The 15,187-nt window shown below is 42.3% G+C and carries 19 protein-coding genes and 1 pseudogene; all 20 read right to left on the bottom strand.

What is annotated here, in order from left to right:
- On the bottom strand, positions 1-2,400 hold a 2,400-nt coding region (locus PROVALCAL_RS18545), incomplete at its 3' end, for a phage tail length tape measure family protein (RefSeq protein WP_006660892.1).
- A gap of 61 nt (positions 2,401-2,461) precedes the next feature.
- Positions 2,462-3,043, bottom strand: coding sequence for a zinc ribbon domain-containing protein (locus PROVALCAL_RS19125; RefSeq protein WP_226890355.1), 582 nt, complete (start codon positions 3,041-3,043; stop codon positions 2,462-2,464).
- 84 nt (positions 3,044-3,127) lie between these two features.
- Positions 3,128-3,412: a DUF1799 domain-containing protein gene (locus PROVALCAL_RS18535; protein WP_006660890.1), complete on the bottom strand. Its 285-nt coding sequence runs from the start codon at positions 3,410-3,412 to the stop codon at positions 3,128-3,130.
- Between the two features lie 17 nt (positions 3,413-3,429).
- Entirely contained in the window at positions 3,430-3,732 is a 303-nt protein-coding gene (locus tag PROVALCAL_RS18530) for a phage tail assembly chaperone (RefSeq protein ID WP_080547049.1), read from the bottom strand.
- Between the two features lie 35 nt (positions 3,733-3,767).
- Positions 3,768-4,421, bottom strand: a complete 654-nt coding sequence (locus tag PROVALCAL_RS18525) for a phage tail tube protein (protein ID WP_039862430.1) — start codon at positions 4,419-4,421, stop codon at positions 3,768-3,770.
- Between the two features lie 48 nt (positions 4,422-4,469).
- On the bottom strand, positions 4,470-4,871 hold the full coding sequence (locus tag PROVALCAL_RS18520) for a phage tail terminator-like protein (RefSeq protein WP_006660887.1): 402 nt from the start codon (positions 4,869-4,871) through the stop codon (positions 4,470-4,472).
- Positions 4,868-5,433: pseudogene (locus tag PROVALCAL_RS18515) on the bottom strand (hypothetical protein). Before PROVALCAL_RS18515 ends, PROVALCAL_RS18520 begins: the two are co-directional and overlap by 4 nt.
- 16 nt (positions 5,434-5,449) lie before the next feature.
- Positions 5,450-5,803, bottom strand: coding sequence for a hypothetical protein (locus PROVALCAL_RS18510; RefSeq protein WP_006660885.1), 354 nt, complete (start codon positions 5,801-5,803; stop codon positions 5,450-5,452).
- A 2-nt stretch (positions 5,804-5,805) separates the two neighbouring features.
- Positions 5,806-6,288, bottom strand: a complete 483-nt coding sequence (locus PROVALCAL_RS18505; protein WP_006660884.1) for a DnaT-like ssDNA-binding protein — start codon at positions 6,286-6,288, stop codon at positions 5,806-5,808.
- Between the two features lie 38 nt (positions 6,289-6,326).
- Positions 6,327-7,286: a major capsid protein gene (locus tag PROVALCAL_RS18500; protein WP_006660883.1), complete on the bottom strand. Its 960-nt coding sequence runs from the start codon at positions 7,284-7,286 to the stop codon at positions 6,327-6,329.
- A gap of 12 nt (positions 7,287-7,298) precedes the next feature.
- On the bottom strand, positions 7,299-8,075 hold the full coding sequence (locus tag PROVALCAL_RS18495; RefSeq protein WP_006660882.1) for a hypothetical protein: 777 nt from the start codon (positions 8,073-8,075) through the stop codon (positions 7,299-7,301).
- Between the two features lie 115 nt (positions 8,076-8,190).
- On the bottom strand, positions 8,191-9,312 hold the full coding sequence (locus tag PROVALCAL_RS18490; RefSeq protein ID WP_006660881.1) for a hypothetical protein: 1,122 nt from the start codon (positions 9,310-9,312) through the stop codon (positions 8,191-8,193).
- The gene (locus tag PROVALCAL_RS18485; RefSeq protein ID WP_006660880.1) at positions 9,309-10,679 is read right to left on the bottom strand and encodes a DUF4055 domain-containing protein; all 1,371 of its coding nucleotides are present in this window, start codon (positions 10,677-10,679) and stop codon (positions 9,309-9,311) included. Before PROVALCAL_RS18485 ends, PROVALCAL_RS18490 begins: the two co-directional genes overlap by 4 nt.
- Positions 10,679-11,989, bottom strand: a complete 1,311-nt coding sequence (locus PROVALCAL_RS18480) for a terminase large subunit domain-containing protein (RefSeq protein ID WP_006660879.1) — start codon at positions 11,987-11,989, stop codon at positions 10,679-10,681. The genes PROVALCAL_RS18485 and PROVALCAL_RS18480 overlap by 1 nt, the downstream gene beginning before the upstream one ends.
- Positions 11,967-12,953, bottom strand: coding sequence for a terminase small subunit (locus PROVALCAL_RS18475; protein WP_006660878.1), 987 nt, complete (start codon positions 12,951-12,953; stop codon positions 11,967-11,969). Before PROVALCAL_RS18475 ends, PROVALCAL_RS18480 begins: the two co-directional genes overlap by 23 nt.
- A 61-nt stretch (positions 12,954-13,014) precedes the next feature.
- Complete coding sequence (locus PROVALCAL_RS18470; RefSeq protein ID WP_006660877.1) at positions 13,015-13,554, bottom strand: hypothetical protein; 540 nt, start codon at positions 13,552-13,554, stop codon at positions 13,015-13,017.
- 1 nt (position 13,555) lies between these two features.
- Complete coding sequence (locus PROVALCAL_RS18465; protein WP_006660876.1) at positions 13,556-14,038, bottom strand: TIGR02594 family protein; 483 nt, start codon at positions 14,036-14,038, stop codon at positions 13,556-13,558.
- Positions 14,035-14,403 (bottom strand): hypothetical protein, encoded by a 369-nt coding sequence (locus tag PROVALCAL_RS18460; RefSeq protein WP_006660875.1) that lies wholly within the window; start codon positions 14,401-14,403, stop codon positions 14,035-14,037. The genes PROVALCAL_RS18465 and PROVALCAL_RS18460 overlap by 4 nt, the downstream gene beginning before the upstream one ends.
- Complete coding sequence (locus tag PROVALCAL_RS18455; protein ID WP_006660874.1) at positions 14,403-14,816, bottom strand: putative holin; 414 nt, start codon at positions 14,814-14,816, stop codon at positions 14,403-14,405. The genes PROVALCAL_RS18460 and PROVALCAL_RS18455 overlap by 1 nt, the downstream gene beginning before the upstream one ends.
- Before the next feature lie 84 nt (positions 14,817-14,900).
- Entirely contained in the window at positions 14,901-15,131 is a 231-nt protein-coding gene (locus tag PROVALCAL_RS18450; protein WP_006660873.1) for a hypothetical protein, read from the bottom strand.
- Positions 15,132-15,187 lie beyond the last annotated feature (56 nt).

The raw sequence follows: 15,187 nt of genomic DNA, 5'->3' as shown, positions 1-15,187 counted from the left end.
AGCTTTACCCGTGATGACAAAATCTGAAAGGCTATTGCTCATGCCTTGAAAGAAAGATTGGCTGATTTGAGAAACGTTACCATATACATCAGTGGCTTGATCTTGGAACTCTGCGAAACCACGCTTAACGCCAAGCTCCCAATTAGCTCTAATTGAGTCTTCTTTAGCGTAGTAATCTTCTAAAGCTTTCTTCTTCTCTTCGGTGTCAGCTTGATTTAAGGCACTTTTTCTTTGCTGCAATCTGCTAGATAACCCAGCACCTTCCTCTAAGGCATTGCCCTTAGCAACTAGATCAGCTATGTATTTATTTTGCTTATCCAACTCATTGTTTTTTTGCTTCTGAAGCTCTACTTCATCACCAACTACCGCTAAAGAGCGCTGAGAGGCTAAGACATATTCTTTTTTAGCCAATAATGCTTGCTCATCATTAGTGAGTTTACGGGTTGCCTTTGCTTCTTCTAGCACAGAGATTTTGGCTTCTATATCCCAAAGCTTTTTACGCTCTGAACTAATTACATCAGCAACTGTTTTATGCTCTTTTAATACCTTAAGTTGAGCTTGTAGAGATACAAGCGCCTCATTGGCTGACTCATCAGCACGAGTCCCATAGTCTGGTCGATATGCTGTTGCTTTTGGGGTTTTGGTTTCATACCGTTTATTAATTGCTGATACAGCCTTCTCTCTTTCAGACTGTGACCATTTGTCCGGAGCCTTTGATATCTCTCTCCATAATTGAGCCAAATCCCTAGCTCGTTTTGTTTCTTTTGATAAACCTTCTTCAATTATTTTGTTTTTATACTCTAGACTTAAAATGCTATCCTGTTCAGCTGCATTTTCAGCCTGCTTCCCGGCAACAATAGCATTGTGTAGACCTAAAATGTTTTCTATGACCGCTTTTTGTGCTAGCGACTTTTTCAACCCCGACTCAAATAGGTCTGAAACACCTGATTTTTCTCTATCCTTATAAATGTTGTCTATAGTTTTATTTATTTGTTCAAGGTCATATGCATACTTCTCATCGAATCCTTTTTCTCTTCCCATTCCAGCTATTGCATCGCCCAAACCAAGGATTAAATCCTTTGTTTCTTTGGCTGCTTGTCCTATCCAATTTAAATGACTAACAACCTCTGAAGCTGATTTTTGCGATGCTTTTCCATATAGTTCCGTCGCCACTCTGGCGGCTTCTTCTTTGTTTCCCTTTCTTTCAAGTGATGAAATGTATTCATATTGAGCAGCAGTCAGATAGTGCATCTGCTTATTTAACTCTTCTGATGCTCTTGTTGGAGATTCCTTTAATTTCTGGAAGTTTTTAATTGTTTCATCAATAGAAACCCCCACTTTTTCCTGCATTTCAACCGCTGTTTTAGCTACAAGCTCTAATTCCCCCCCTCTGAATGATCCTGTAGCTACAACCTGCGATAAAGCCTTCGATGACGAAAATTGAGTAATCCCATTGATAGCCAACTTTTTAGCAAGTATGTCCAGTTGAGAGGCTGTTTTTCCAGCATACCCTCCTGTTAGCACTAACTGCTTATTGTACTCGCTAAACTCTGTAGATCCCTTATAAGCAGCAACAGCCACCGCAGTTAATGCGCCGATAGTTCCAATCATTGCTATTTTTGCTGGGGTAAAGAATGACGCAAGTGCTTTTAGTGAATTTCCAATTCCTCCGAACGAGTCCTTTATCTGTCCACCTTGCTGAACCATAACCATCCATACCGGCATCCCAGATGCAAGTGATGTCACGATATCAGTCATTTGCATTGGTAGTTGTCGCATGGCGTTACGGTACTGACCAATAGTAATTGAGCCATTTAAAAACGCTTTTTCCTGCTCCTTCAGCTTAGCAATCATCGGTGCAGCTTGTTGCGACACTCCCATTTGCGCCGCTTTCAATTCTAAAACTTCGGTTTTCGTTTTACCTAGAATTTCAGTTTGACTTCTCAATGATTGTAAAAACTCATCTGAAGCTAGTTTAGCTCTGTTAGTTGCCGCTTCTTGAGCTAACAACGCTTGCCCTTCAACAGTTAAAGACATATGCATCTTCTGCAACTTGTCTCTGGTTTGTTCCAAAATACTGTTGTAATCGTTGAATTGATCTGTTGACAGCATTCCTTTTTTACTGGCTGATGACAATTTTTCTTGCCATTCATCTAATCGTTCAAACGCTTTATTGGTGGGGTTGAGTTGATTCAATAATTCATGAAGCTCCTTACGCTGTTTCTCCGCAGCTTGAGTAGCTTTTTTCTGGTTATCAACGCCGCGTTTAAATTGTTCATTTAAATCTTCTGCTGAATTATTGACCTTTTCAGCTGTAGCGCCGAACTCTTTAAGCTTCTGTGTTCCTCGCTCCAAATCAGATGTATCAGCTTTTAGCGAAATGGTTGCAATATCAGTCATTGGTTTTCTCCAGGCACAAAAAAACCACCATAAGGTGGTCAGTTTGTTAATAAAAACATGATTAGCTTAAAATCAACTTCTCAACCTTATCTTTAAACTCTTTCTTAATTTCTTTCGGTAAAAACGATTCGATAGTTGATATGTTGAATTTCTGCATTTTTAATAAGGCATCTCCTGTTACTTCAGGATTCTCATTCTTAATCCTATCAATAAGTTCAAGTAATTTATCATCACATATTGATGCCTTACCATCACATATTACAAATAATTCTCTTTGATCGTAGTTAATAGCACTAAACTTATTTTTTGCATTTGCATCTCTAACAGCTTTATTGGCTTTATATTCCGACAAGTCACTTCCGCAATGTTTACACTTGATGGCTTCATTGCTAATAAATTCAGCACAGTATGGGCATTTTACAGAATTAGAATTACTAGACTTTCTGCTACCAAAGATTACCATTAGCAAACCGCAAAGCATGATAAAGCAGCTTATCAATACAAAATTTTGTCTTTGCGCCATCAAGCCAATGTTATTAACACGATTTCCGTAACTTGTAGATACGCTTACATCCATATTAAAAGCAGCAAACGCAGCTATAATGCCAACAACTAGCAATATCCACCCAAAACCTTTCATCATCACCTCACGCACCATTAGTTTTTCTTAATGATAGCCCGAAGGTAACGCAAAACAAAGCAAAAGGCGATTTGAAGCAGGTGGCGATTATTTGCTATTCATTAACTCTAAAGCCTTTAACTCCATAACTCTAATATCACTAAAAACGGTCGCTTTATCTTCAATGTTGAGCAATTTCATAACTTCATTTAGCGATTGATAGTCTAGTCCAGTAGCTCCATTCATGCCAACTCGCCACTGAGTTCCCATTGCCGAAAATACCTGAAATGAATCCCAAACATCTGGAAGTACCTCAACATCATCAATATCTGGAGGAAAACCAAAAGCCCGCTTAAACTCAGTAGCTTCTTTTACTGACATTCCCCCATACATTGCCTCAGCGACCGATATTAGTTTTTTTCGCGATTACCTAACAACTCATTGTAATAAGCAGTAGTAATGGCACCCGCAGCAGAAGGATAGTTGTCGAATAGAAGCTTTAAGTTATCACCATTATAAGGTTGCTCGATCGCCCAGTCGAAAATGATTTGAGTAAAGAATTCATCTACTGACTTCTCTTTTAGTTCTTCCAATTTACTCATTGGCATGTGATTAAACGTAAAAGTAACAACTTCAGGATCACTTTTCCCAGCGACTAGGATTCTTACATCTGCCTTAAACGTTGGATTCGGTTTCAGTGTAAACTTAGCCATCATATCTCCTTAAAAAGCCCCATAAGGGGCTGTAATTATGCGGTGGTGTAAATCTGCATATCAGATTTCAGTGAGAAACGAGCTGAAACATTTTCAACCTCGTTAATAGCGGTATTCGGTACGCGCTGAAATGACACACTTGCGGAGTAATAACGATCTTCGCTTGCCCGTTTATTATGGAAGCGGATAGCAGTTAATTGCTTATTGTCATCCAATTTCATTAGCAATGGTCGGATGGGTAGCGTAGCATCGTGAGCGAACGTATAAACCTGCACGATCCCGGATTTATAAGTATCGACGGTTTCAGCTTGCTCATCTTCTAAAAACTGAATCTCTTGCGTTTGCTGCTCACCGCCTTCTGTGGATAAAGTCATGACTTGAGGCATAACCTCCCATTCTTGGATGGTTTTCAATGTACCTTTACCACCGCCAATAGGAAAACGATCAATATCTGATGTATCAACACTATCCAGTGTAACGCTGGTATCATCAGCCGCTTTTACTTTGAATACACCAGACATGCGTTTCCACCCAGAAACCACCTGAATAACATCACCCGCTTTAATGCCGCTTGATGCATCTACTGTTAATACAGCTTCGGTGGCATTACTAGCTGCAGAGAATTCAATTTCATTGCCGTATTTGCTCGCAACATATACGCGCGAGCCATTAGGAATGTTATAAGCCATATGGACCTCTTTATTTATGCATAAAAAAACCGCCATTTAGGCGGTCGATTATCGAACAGAATCACATCGATAAGATGTGCGTATAGGGATGATGTAGTTAGCATCGTTCGTGATAGGGGGGAATTGGCTTGGTTCTCCGTTGAGATAAAGTGTGTTCGTCAAAGACAATCCATTTTCTAGCTGATCTTTGATGTTGTCAGCAATGAGCGTCAATTGCTCATCACCGGTTCCCACCTTACCGACAATATTAATTTGAATAACACCCTTTAAGATAGGCATATCCAAACTAAGACCTATGTTTTCAGTCTGCGCAGGCATAATGTGCATCTGTAAATAGGGGGAATTAATATCATCAAACGTAATATTAGACCACGCAACCTTTAGTCCTTCTTGCTTAGCAATTTTAGCCACCAACGCACGAATAGACTGATTGATTTCAGATTGCTTCATGATTTTACCTCAGCGATAGACTCCCTGAAAAATTTACCAACATCAGCAGCGGTTACCGCTATCATACCGTTTGGTGCTTGCTTAGAGTGTCCCATTTCTAATGGGTAGGCATAAGGAACGTTATTCGTAAAATAAATAGCATTCATCCCCACCTTAAACTGCTCAAGCACATAGTTACCAACCGCTTTTGTCATGTTACCTGATTTATCGACTCGCCCTGTTTCGCCATCTCCTGGCACATCAAAGGTGACTTGCCAATTACCACGGAATCGCCCTCCTGTATAACCGGGAGGTGCTTTGATCTCCATAGAATCATTAACGCGAGCACGTTTCTTTAATTGGCGCTTCTTCGGCGTGAGATTATTAGGGTCTTTCCTGAGTTCTTCATTGTGTTCAAATACCGCCTGGTTATAGCCCACAGCTGTCTGGTTGATTTCCCATAGTTCAGGATTACCCACCGGTGACATTTGAACAAGTTGAGCCAGAATCTTAAACCCCGTTTTTTTACTACCGCCTCCATATCCGCTTGAGCGTGTTCAACAAAAAGGTTAACCGACTTCATGAAAGCCTGTGACACGTTATGCCCTCAGTTGTGATTGATAGCAAATAACAAGTTCGGCGGGTTTTATGGGGTTGGGCTCATGCACTCGTAACCAAACATCATCAACCAAGACGTGATCGCCTTTATGAATAGCGACCTCTGGTGAAAAAACCATTTTAATATCCGTAGAAAGGATGAGCGTCCCGTCGATATCTCTGGGTTTATACTGCACCTTAACGCCAATAGCTGTAAAACGGTTTTCCGGTTCATGGTGCTCTTTGCCAGTTTCATCATCAACCCAATGTTTGCCATCGCGTTTAACTTGATATGAAGCGCCATACTTTTTCAGCATTCGCAATGCTGTTTGGTAGCCACGCTGATAAATATTCATGGCTACCTCATTGCAAACGTATTAATGGCAAACCCATCAGAAATGTCAATCAAGCCGGATAGCAGACCTTTCAACCATACAAAGTTAGGAGCCCCTGTATTGGTACCTTCTGCATACTTCAAGTCAATTGCACCCTCAATACGCTCAGCGATAACTTCAGCGCCTAATGTTGGCTGTAACTCACTCTCTTGTGATTCAATCGCCAAGCGACATTGAGCCTGTATCAACTGGGGAGGGATGATGTCACTGGCAATAGCAACACCATCATGCAATAAGCCTGTGCGCGGAAAAGATAAGGGTTGCGTGCTATCGGAACGCTTACCCAGCCACTTTTGGGATTCTAAATAATCCATCGCAGTGATGAGTGATGATTCAAGTAGCTCACTATCTGGCAATGTTAATTTTCTGGATTCTGAGTACGCCTTTAAATCATCAATGCTGGCATAACTATTAAAAGTCGGTGAGTCTTTATCAGTATCAATCATAAATACCTCGACAATATAGGGGCTTTCGCCCCTTGTTGTTATTCTCCAGCTGGTGGGGTTGTGACAAGCTTAATCATCACTCCCGCTGTCATTTTGTCGCTAGTGAAGTGCTTCTTCCAGTTACCAGCAGTGCCAAGCTTGGTGAGATCAGGGTTAGTTCCTTTTTTCTCATCCCAGCTATAGCCCAGCACACCCACGTTAACCACACCTTCGCCACGATACCCAATTGCCAAGTTTTCTTGGTCATTAATAGGGTACGAGCGGAATGTCGGCTCTTGAGATTCAGTGATAGTGACTGCCCCCGGCACCAAACCAAAAATAGCATCTACTGGCGCAGTGTCGGTGACTAACACTGGCTTACCGAGTGTCCCCGGCTGACCGCCATAAATGACCACACCGGCTTCTTCATACACTTTGTTATCAATTGCCTGATCCACAATGTCAAAATACGTTGCAGAGTGCATAACAAAGAGCGCTACGCGGTTGAACTTATCACCATAGGTACGTAGACCTTTAGTGAGCGTTTTCTTACCGTCAGTTTCAATATTGGCACTCACCACCATATTGCTGTTATTACCGATGGCTGCACCCAATGCCGCTAACGAGTATTTAATATACCCTTCGAGGGATGCATCTGCCGCGTCTGTACCCACAAGCTCAGAGAACTCTGATACATCACGACCGCGACGCTTAAAGGATTCTTCTGTTGTTTCGAATGGACCATATTTCCACGGCGCTTTTACATCAACAGATTCACCGGCAGCAATTTTTTTGCCTGTTACTGCTGATGTTGAATTCACGTCACGATGCTCAATTGAGCCGCCGATTTGATAAAAGGCGCGTTTACGTAAATCGCCTTCAATAAACAGGTTATCTAATACAATCGCACCATTAGAGGCTTGGTTGAAAACCTCTAGATTATCTTGGCGACGCTCTAAGAACGCGGTTTGTGCCAAGTCGTTATAAATTACTAAATCACTGTTTACAGTTGTAGCCATTGTTTTCGTTCCTTACTCTTTAGGAAGTTTTAAATAAGAATCACGTCCGTATCGGCGAATATAGTCCGCTTTTTCAGACGATGACATTTGAGAGCGTTTGAAATGCACAGAGCCTGACTTACTGTTCCCTGCACCGGTACCGGATGCGGATGGAAATAAGTGTGGCGCGCTTTCTTTGAGTGACTCAATCCACTCAATAGCTGTTAGAGGTGTTTTTCCATCTTTACCCATTACTGGGCTACCATTGGAATCAACAGCGACCGCCTTGCCTTCGTCATCGATTTTGAATACCCCTTTAGCGCGTAGGATTAAGTCATCATGCGCACTGGCTAAAGCTTCCGCCTTACCTGCCGCTGAGCGAATTTCATCACTCAACACGCGGTCACGAAATTTATTGGCAAAAGCTTCAGCTCTTTCAACGCGACTATTCGCTTCTGAAACCTGTTTTTGAGTATCGCCACGTAAACGCTCAGTGCGCTTGTTGAGCACCTCATCGATTTTTCCCTCAGCGATTAACTTGGCTTCTTCGTCATTATCAAAACGCTTGAGAATATCTCTCACTTTATCGGGGTCGATCCCTTCATAACGCTTTAAGTTATCGCCTTGCTCTTTGAGTTTGCCGAGTAACTCATCGCGTTTAGCTTTTAGACCGGATACCTGATCATTCACAGCCTTATCGATGATGGATTGAATTTCTGGGGTGATTTCAGGTGCGCCGCCCGCCCCGCCGCCTTTATCTTCACCACCAGCCTGTGAGTAATATTTGTGTTCGATATTCATAAATAACATGTTGTTCCCCTTGGGATTGAATGCGCCTAGCGCGTTGGGATAATCCAGCTCTTAGCCGAATTTAGGTAATAAAAAAGACCCCGTAAGGAGTCTTTATTTTGTTACGAGATACCGGTTACGAATAACCAGCGTCTATAAATGCTTGCTCATCTAATTGCTTAAGCTGATCCAGTGAAATAAACTCCCCTTTATCAGTATAAAAATCAGTGGGGTTCATCCCACCCTCTTTAATGAGTCTAAACCGCACCTCACCAAATACTTGCCTTTGTCGCCATTCAGGCTGTCGCTGAATCCAGTCAAGAAATGTCGTATTCACCGGAACTTGACCATTCATTGATGCCCGTGTCCCTTCATCCATTTCATTAATATCAATTCCTAGCTCTCGCCAAGATTTAAGTATGAATGTTTCTGTCGAACGGCATCCCCAATGAATTTTTCCGGGTCCTTGTTTGTACGGTATTTTGTGACCAATTGGCTTACCCTCAAGCGAGTATTTCAATCTATCTCTCACAATACAGTCGTTTGAAGTTTTACTATCTAAAGTAGACAGCCATTGCCGGCAATCAATAAGCTCGTCATTGGCTTCTATGAATTGATTTCTCGCGGTAGCCTGTAAGTGGTTGATGGCTGTTTTAGCGATGCTAGTTGCGTTTGCACGGCTAATCTGTAAGGCACCATCTTTATAACCTTGCTTACTGTGCCCGCGAATCTGCCGTCCGATATCTACCGCACTATCACCATTCAAATAACCTGTTCTGACGACATTATTAATGCGAGTCATACGATCTTTTTCTAATCCATCAAACCACTCAGACAATAATTTCCCTTGAAATGGCTTGGCAATAACTGATGCATACAACATTTGTTCAGTAATGCCTATAAGCGGATATTTACGCAAGACCGCATCAGGAAGTAAGGCTTCAAACAGTGATGGGTAATAGCCTAACTCATAGACTGCATAGGATTTCAATTCATCCAATAAAAGAAGCTGCGCACTTTCTACAGCCTTTTTGTTGATGCTGCGAACGCTAGAAAGAAGAGACTCTAACCGCCTAGCGGTAAAGCTATCTGGGTTAATTTTGGCGTCATCCAGCGAGATAACGAGAGCGGCGGTGAGCTCAGCATCAAAACTATTTAGCGCATTGAACATACGCTTAGCGACACCTGTAGAATAACGACCAGAAAACAAAGAGTGAGCTATCAACTCATCGGCTAATAGCTCATTGATGGTGCTCATACTCCACCCGCCATCGATGGTGCTTGATTGTTTAGCTCATCCACAACCACATCAACATCATCAGCAGGATTAATAACATCATACTTCTGCAGGTTACGTACCAGATCAGACTTACGCGTTGCCCCTGATTGCCATGCTGCGACAATTTCACGGATCATCGAACTATCAGCGATGTGATTAACGAGGTCTTTATTAATCTCAAACGAGGTATCTTTCGTGTCTAAACCAAGATATTCAGCACACCACGTTAGCGCTTTGCTGAACGCATCAGAGACATTCGAACAACAAATACTAAGGATAGAAGTTTGGGCGTTCTGCTCACCGACAGACTGAATAACCGTTTTGACTTTACTGTCAGCGGAAACCAATTGAGCACCCAGTGCCACCATATAATCGCGCTTACTGTCCATTGCCTCTTTTGCTAGCATATTAGGCTGGGCTTGCTCGTAACCAAAGAAACCTTTCTCTGGCAGCAATAAAGGTGAACGAGACCCGACCATGATGCCTGTTTTTTCTAAGTGGTCTCGCCACTCTATATCTAACCCGCCTAGATATGGCTGAACTTGCCCACAGAAAAACACGGAATCTTCATAATCAGCAGAATTTCGATAATGCCCTAGATTGATTTTTGCCAAACCTAACAATGGCGCCTCATCTATCGTGTGGTCATTGTTTTGAGCACCAATAAACGTAAATGGGATCTCATTCCAAGCCCCTTTACCTGCACGCTCTGGAATATATTCAGAATCAATCTGAAACACACCACTCCCGCTTGGCTTACGATAGACCCGACAAATAAACTTGCCATCTTCTATCACGAGTACGCGGTATTGAATGGCATCTTTAAATCCAAAACCGTCCGCCTCTTCAACCGTCTCTCGCAATACCACCAGCGTTAGCATCGTTCTGCCATTAATACGATCAGTCCGCCAGTTAATAATATCTTCAGCTTGATATTGAAATATGTATGGGAGTTTAGAGCCGCTGTTGTAATCAACATATAATCCGTGTCGCCCTACTTCCAATACCGATTCGAGAGAGGATTGAGCTAATTGGTAAATACTTGAACCTGCGCCATCTGCATCATCTTTTAAACAAGACAGCTTTTCAGCAACAGCAACCAATGGATCTTTCTTGAACGCCATTCCTATCATGCCGTTACGGGTGTTACCTGTTATTGGGTAAAACACCGCACGGTCTTGATAGTCTTTATTGCGCTTTTTCTTACGTTCACTTTCCTTTTCTTCCAACTCAGGAAGATAACTCTTTACTTCCTCGCCACCTCGACATACTGAGCGTACTAACTCCCACTGAGGAGCAGCCGTTTTATACTCCGGTCGAGTAAAATCAACATTATTTATACTCATCAGAAGGTTGTTCCTAAATTAATATCAAAGGCTGGTTTAACAATAGGGAATTGCTTAATGATGTAATAACCGGCGCCATCATTAGGATGGTCATTACCTGATTTTTTATCTGGCTCACCACTAGTAGGATCCCACACCTGCTGTTCTAACGATTCCGTGTAGACCGGACAGCGTTTAACATTGACCTTATAACGCCGCTCCCCTTTCGCATTACAAAACATTGCATTCATAGAGTTAATGCGATCTTTTACGGGAGGGTTAGAGTCATTAACAATGACATGAAAGCCAGCCTGTCTTAACTGCGCGATATCCGTTGAACTAGCATTATTTGATTTACGCGAGTCACCAGAAGCATCTGGGTAAATATATATTTCACGAACTTTTTTATAGTCTGAACCGTCATAAAGCCAAAAGCGCTCTTTAATGATCCTCACCATATCTGGCGTATCATAGGCGTTAATGATTTCGGTAACTGCATGAGGTAAGCCTAAACGAAGAACGTGAACAATCCCCGCCATTTTTCCAACGTTAAAGTCCATGCCTATATAAAGTGTCTCACCCGGCTGTTCCTCCTCCTCTGAATTATTCAGCTTTCTATCGAAGGTGTGGTAAATGGTACCGCTTGTTAAGTTGGTGAATTGCCCTTTTAAATAAGCTTTAATTAACTCCGGAGGATAGGAGCTCATTAGCGAAGGTATATAATCAGCCGGTAGATTCTTTTCATTGTCAAAGGTTGATGCTTGTACAATTCCATATAATGTACTTAGCTCAGGTTTGTCTCTTACTGCCTTGACGAATTGCTGATAAACAAACTTAAAGCCCTCGGGGGTTGTCGTGACATCAATACCATTACGCAAGCCGGCAACGTTATAACGCATACGAGCAATGATTTTTCGCCAAGCCTTCTGCGCCTTGTCAGACTTCATTACATCAAGTTCATCGATAAGCGCATTACCTATCTTGAAGCCTACTATTGTCTCCGGCTTTTCCATTGACCGGCAAATAACCGTTCCTCTGTATCGTCGCCCCTCGTAAAAATGAACCTCTTTATTACTTTCAACGATATTAACTTTCAATCCCCAATCAAGAGCTACTTCTTCAATGGTTGGGTAGAAAATATCTCTTATCTGCGGATAGGTAGGTGCAAAGTAACCCTGATTAATTTTAGGGAATTCCCACATCCCCTTGCATATACCACCACAACCGACCCAAGTCTTACCAGAGCCAAACCCAGCCACGTACGCTTTAAACTTATGAGGCATTGCCAAGAATCGCGCCTGAGGGATATTAAGTGTCGGTGCTATCATCATCCGCCCTCGCATCGACAACGTTGATATTAATCGCTACTGGAGTTGGGTTATCATCGTCAGCATTATCAGCAAGCTCTTTGCGTAGCTTCTCAACTTCTAATTGCCTGCGCTCAAGTTCTATTTCTAGAATGCGCTGAGCTGCCTCACTATCAGCAAGACCTAGACGTTTCATTATCGCTTCAAACATTCGCTCTCTATTTATTGAGAGTATCTCAACACCGTTTTTACCCAACTTAACACCCGAGTAGGCTAATGCCGCATCAGAATTAAGTTTACGGGTATCAGGAAAGAATGGCTGTCCAATGCCTTCGCCATTGCATCGTGGACATAGAGGATTGGGTTCCTTTGTGTGGTTATAACCATATCCACCGGTATCTTCAGGAGCCCTTTTTTTTCTTTCGACTGCCTCTAGTCGCTTTTCTTCGAATTCAACGGCGTCCCGCCACTGGTACTGATAACCGAATCCCCAACAATGACGACAACAACCACGTCGATATTGAGACAGTTCATTGGCATCAAATGTTGCAAGACTCCATGCCTTAGCAAGTACCTCATCAGCTTTAATTAATGTGCGTGATAAAGACTGTTGCTGCTGGTGCGCAATTTCATTTGCAACGTGAGGAATCGTGAGGAGTTGTCTACCGTAGCTTTCATCACTATAACCAGCTCTTATCGCTGCTTGTGTTGCGTTACCATCTATCAGATATTCAACAACAAACCGCTTTTGCTGTGGGGTAAGCTCTTTGTCTTTCGATAACGACTTTGCGCTATCTTCAGTCTGCGCAGTGCGCAATTTTTTGTGCGCAGTTTTTTGCGCAGATTGCGCAGCCGGCTTTTTTATATATCGCCTTGCTGTTGAGTAATTGAGTCCCTGGTCTTCACACCACTCTTTAGGGGATATTCCTGATATAGCATGTTCGGCGAGGAACTGTTGCTGTAGCGTCCCCCAATCCGGTTTAGCCATCGTGTTTATCTCCTGTATAAATCTCTATCAACGCCACTCTATGAATGACGTTTGTAGATGTTTATTTGGAAGCTCGCTGTTGCTCAATATCCCTAATGGCTTTAAATCGTGCATTGCCACCATCAATGGTTGATATTAATGGGTCTATCCAGTAAACAGCTTGGCAATACGTTATCTTGCTGGAGGTAATGGCACTATCATCGGCTCGGTTAACGACTCCGGTATCGGTGTGCATTGCGCTGGAACGTAAACCTTTTGTGTAGTTGTACAACCTGTTACCAATATCATCAGGAATGTACAAATCACAGGTAGGCTCTTTTTGAAGTATTTTCCTGTACTCAATAACTCTATTTTCTGAGTTCGCATCAGTGGAAATCCCATAACGATAAGCGGTGGTGGCTATTTGGTTAAAACGATTAAACTCAAATGACTGGGTGGCAATAACTTTAGCTTGCTGCGTGTTATCCCCTTTTAGCTGAGTATTATCTTTTTCCAGTGCGGTGTAATCGCCCTTCAAATCACCATAGTCACGAATCACCCAACCCAACCACACCGCGAGGATCACACAAACACCAGCTAATACTTTAGTCAGCGTACTCATATCAAGATTCTTTAACTGACAGCGCAGCATCACCGATTGGCAGCGGTCGGGTATCGATTTCCACGCCTTCTGGATAACAGTAACCAGTTACACGGTCCGTCTTAAACGCTTTGATGTTAACAGCATCGGATTGATTACCGCCCAATACCATTAATGAGCCTGATTCTGTTTTGCCAACAACGAAACCGACATGACCACCACCATCACGAGAGAAAGTTACAATGCACCCATATTTAGGTTCGGATAATTTAACACCGTAATTCAGGTATGAACGTGATGAGTCTGAACGAGTCGAACGAACACCAGCACGCTCTAACATGGCATTGACGAAGCCAGCACACCAAGGAACTTTACGAGCCGTGCCAACTAAGCCGCGCAACTTACTATCAATCCACATCTGGTCGACTGCTTTTGAGCCTGAATCGGTATGTTCAGATACACCAATTTCTTTTCTGGCTTCAAGGAGCCATTTAGGTTCTGTCATTTCTTCACCTTAAACGTAAACGGTCGCATCATCAGCAACCAGATTGATTTAACTTTTTCTATAAGTTTGCTGATAACAACAATGGACATAATGTTGCCACCGGCAGAGAAAATAACGAGGAAGATAACGCCATCAAAAAGCACATCTGATGGCGCTGAAATACGCTCACCAACTAAAGTTTCGTATATTTGATAAACCCAGCAAATAAACAGAGCGGTACCAACAATAGAGTCACGATGTTTTGCATACCGACAAAGAAATACCGTTACCGCAGACGCTAGCAAAAGAAAAATATCGACTGTTTCAAGTGGGTGACTGTCTACCCAGAGCGAAATGCTATTTAAGTAATTAAGGACGGTATTCATTAGCTACCTCCTTTATTTCGCCAATCTTTGATGGCTTGCGTAATACTGCTGAAGTTTTTATCTATCGAGGTAAAGATCCGGCTAAATAGTTTTTTGAGGTTATCTCTATTTGCTGCAAGAACGAGGACCGGGATAAGCAATGCCGAAATAACAATTGCCATTATTTTGGGGCTAATATCCCAACTCCATATCTGCGAAATAACATCGGAAGCCTCTTTAGCAATAAGGATCCCCGCACCAAGAGCTAAAATGAAATGAAGTATCTTTCGTCGGTTATTATCTCTGGATGCAATGACTGAGGCTGATGCTCCGATAATAGCTCCCAGCACGACGCCATAGTCGGCACCAATAAGGAACCCACCCATAGCACCGCCACCAGCAGCACCGAGGGTTATCCCTATTGATGTGCTCATAAATAATTTGTTCTCTATGGAATTTAGATAATAAAAAAGGTCACCGAAGTGACCCTTGAGGTGATTTAAATAAATGCAGTTTTATTAATTACAAATGTTTTTAACAGACTCTGAAGTTGGTCCTACATTTTTTACATATATATCTGACCCAACTCCATTATCTGCATGGGCAACCATAACAACCTCAAACATAGTGCCCACCCCAAGAACTTCCATTTCAATCCACTCACCAATTCTTGGATGCGTTTTGTACGTCTTAACCCCAAGACCTTTTGGTGGATATGATGAAACATCTATCGTTATTAACTCGTACATAATACCTCTCTGGCAATTACATTAACCAATATTGGTATTGCTATCTTAATAACTAA

This window comes from Providencia alcalifaciens DSM 30120 (assembly GCF_000173415.1).
GTDB classification, from domain to species: domain Bacteria; phylum Pseudomonadota; class Gammaproteobacteria; order Enterobacterales; family Enterobacteriaceae; genus Providencia; species Providencia alcalifaciens.
This window is presented reverse-complemented; position numbering and strand designations above follow the sequence as displayed.

Coding starts and splice junctions, on each gene's coding strand:
- PROVALCAL_RS18525 (WP_039862430.1), bottom strand. CDS start 4,421: ATGGCTTATAACATTCCTAATGGCTCGCGCGTATATGTTGCGAGCAAA.
- PROVALCAL_RS18510 (WP_006660885.1), bottom strand. CDS start 5,803: ATGAATATTTATCAGCGTGGCTACCAAACAGCATTGCGAATGCTGAAA.
- PROVALCAL_RS18460 (WP_006660875.1), bottom strand. CDS start 14,403: ATGAATACCGTCCTTAATTACTTAAATAGCATTTCGCTCTGGGTAGAC.
- PROVALCAL_RS19125 (WP_226890355.1), bottom strand. CDS start 3,043: ATGATGAAAGGTTTTGGGTGGATATTGCTAGTTGTTGGCATTATAGCT.
- PROVALCAL_RS18500 (WP_006660883.1), bottom strand. CDS start 7,286: ATGGCTACAACTGTAAACAGTGATTTAGTAATTTATAACGACTTGGCA.
- PROVALCAL_RS18485 (WP_006660880.1), bottom strand. CDS start 10,679: ATGAGTATAAATAATGTTGATTTTACTCGACCGGAGTATAAAACGGCT.
- PROVALCAL_RS18530 (WP_080547049.1), bottom strand. CDS start 3,732: ATGGCTAAGTTTACACTGAAACCGAATCCAACGTTTAAGGCAGATGTA.
- PROVALCAL_RS18490 (WP_006660881.1), bottom strand. CDS start 9,312: ATGAGCACCATCAATGAGCTATTAGCCGATGAGTTGATAGCTCACTCT.
- PROVALCAL_RS18480 (WP_006660879.1), bottom strand. CDS start 11,989: ATGATGATAGCACCGACACTTAATATCCCTCAGGCGCGATTCTTGGCA.
- PROVALCAL_RS18465 (WP_006660876.1), bottom strand. CDS start 14,038: ATGACAGAACCTAAATGGCTCCTTGAAGCCAGAAAAGAAATTGGTGTA.
- PROVALCAL_RS18475 (WP_006660878.1), bottom strand. CDS start 12,953: ATGGCTAAACCGGATTGGGGGACGCTACAGCAACAGTTCCTCGCCGAA.
- PROVALCAL_RS18470 (WP_006660877.1), bottom strand. CDS start 13,554: ATGAGTACGCTGACTAAAGTATTAGCTGGTGTTTGTGTGATCCTCGCG.
- PROVALCAL_RS18495 (WP_006660882.1), bottom strand. CDS start 8,075: ATGTTATTTATGAATATCGAACACAAATATTACTCACAGGCTGGTGGT.
- PROVALCAL_RS18520 (WP_006660887.1), bottom strand. CDS start 4,871: ATGAAGCAATCTGAAATCAATCAGTCTATTCGTGCGTTGGTGGCTAAA.
- PROVALCAL_RS18535 (WP_006660890.1), bottom strand. CDS start 3,412: ATGTATGGGGGAATGTCAGTAAAAGAAGCTACTGAGTTTAAGCGGGCT.
- PROVALCAL_RS18505 (WP_006660884.1), bottom strand. CDS start 6,288: ATGATTGATACTGATAAAGACTCACCGACTTTTAATAGTTATGCCAGC.
- PROVALCAL_RS18450 (WP_006660873.1), bottom strand. CDS start 15,131: ATGTACGAGTTAATAACGATAGATGTTTCATCATATCCACCAAAAGGT.
- PROVALCAL_RS18455 (WP_006660874.1), bottom strand. CDS start 14,816: ATGAGCACATCAATAGGGATAACCCTCGGTGCTGCTGGTGGCGGTGCT.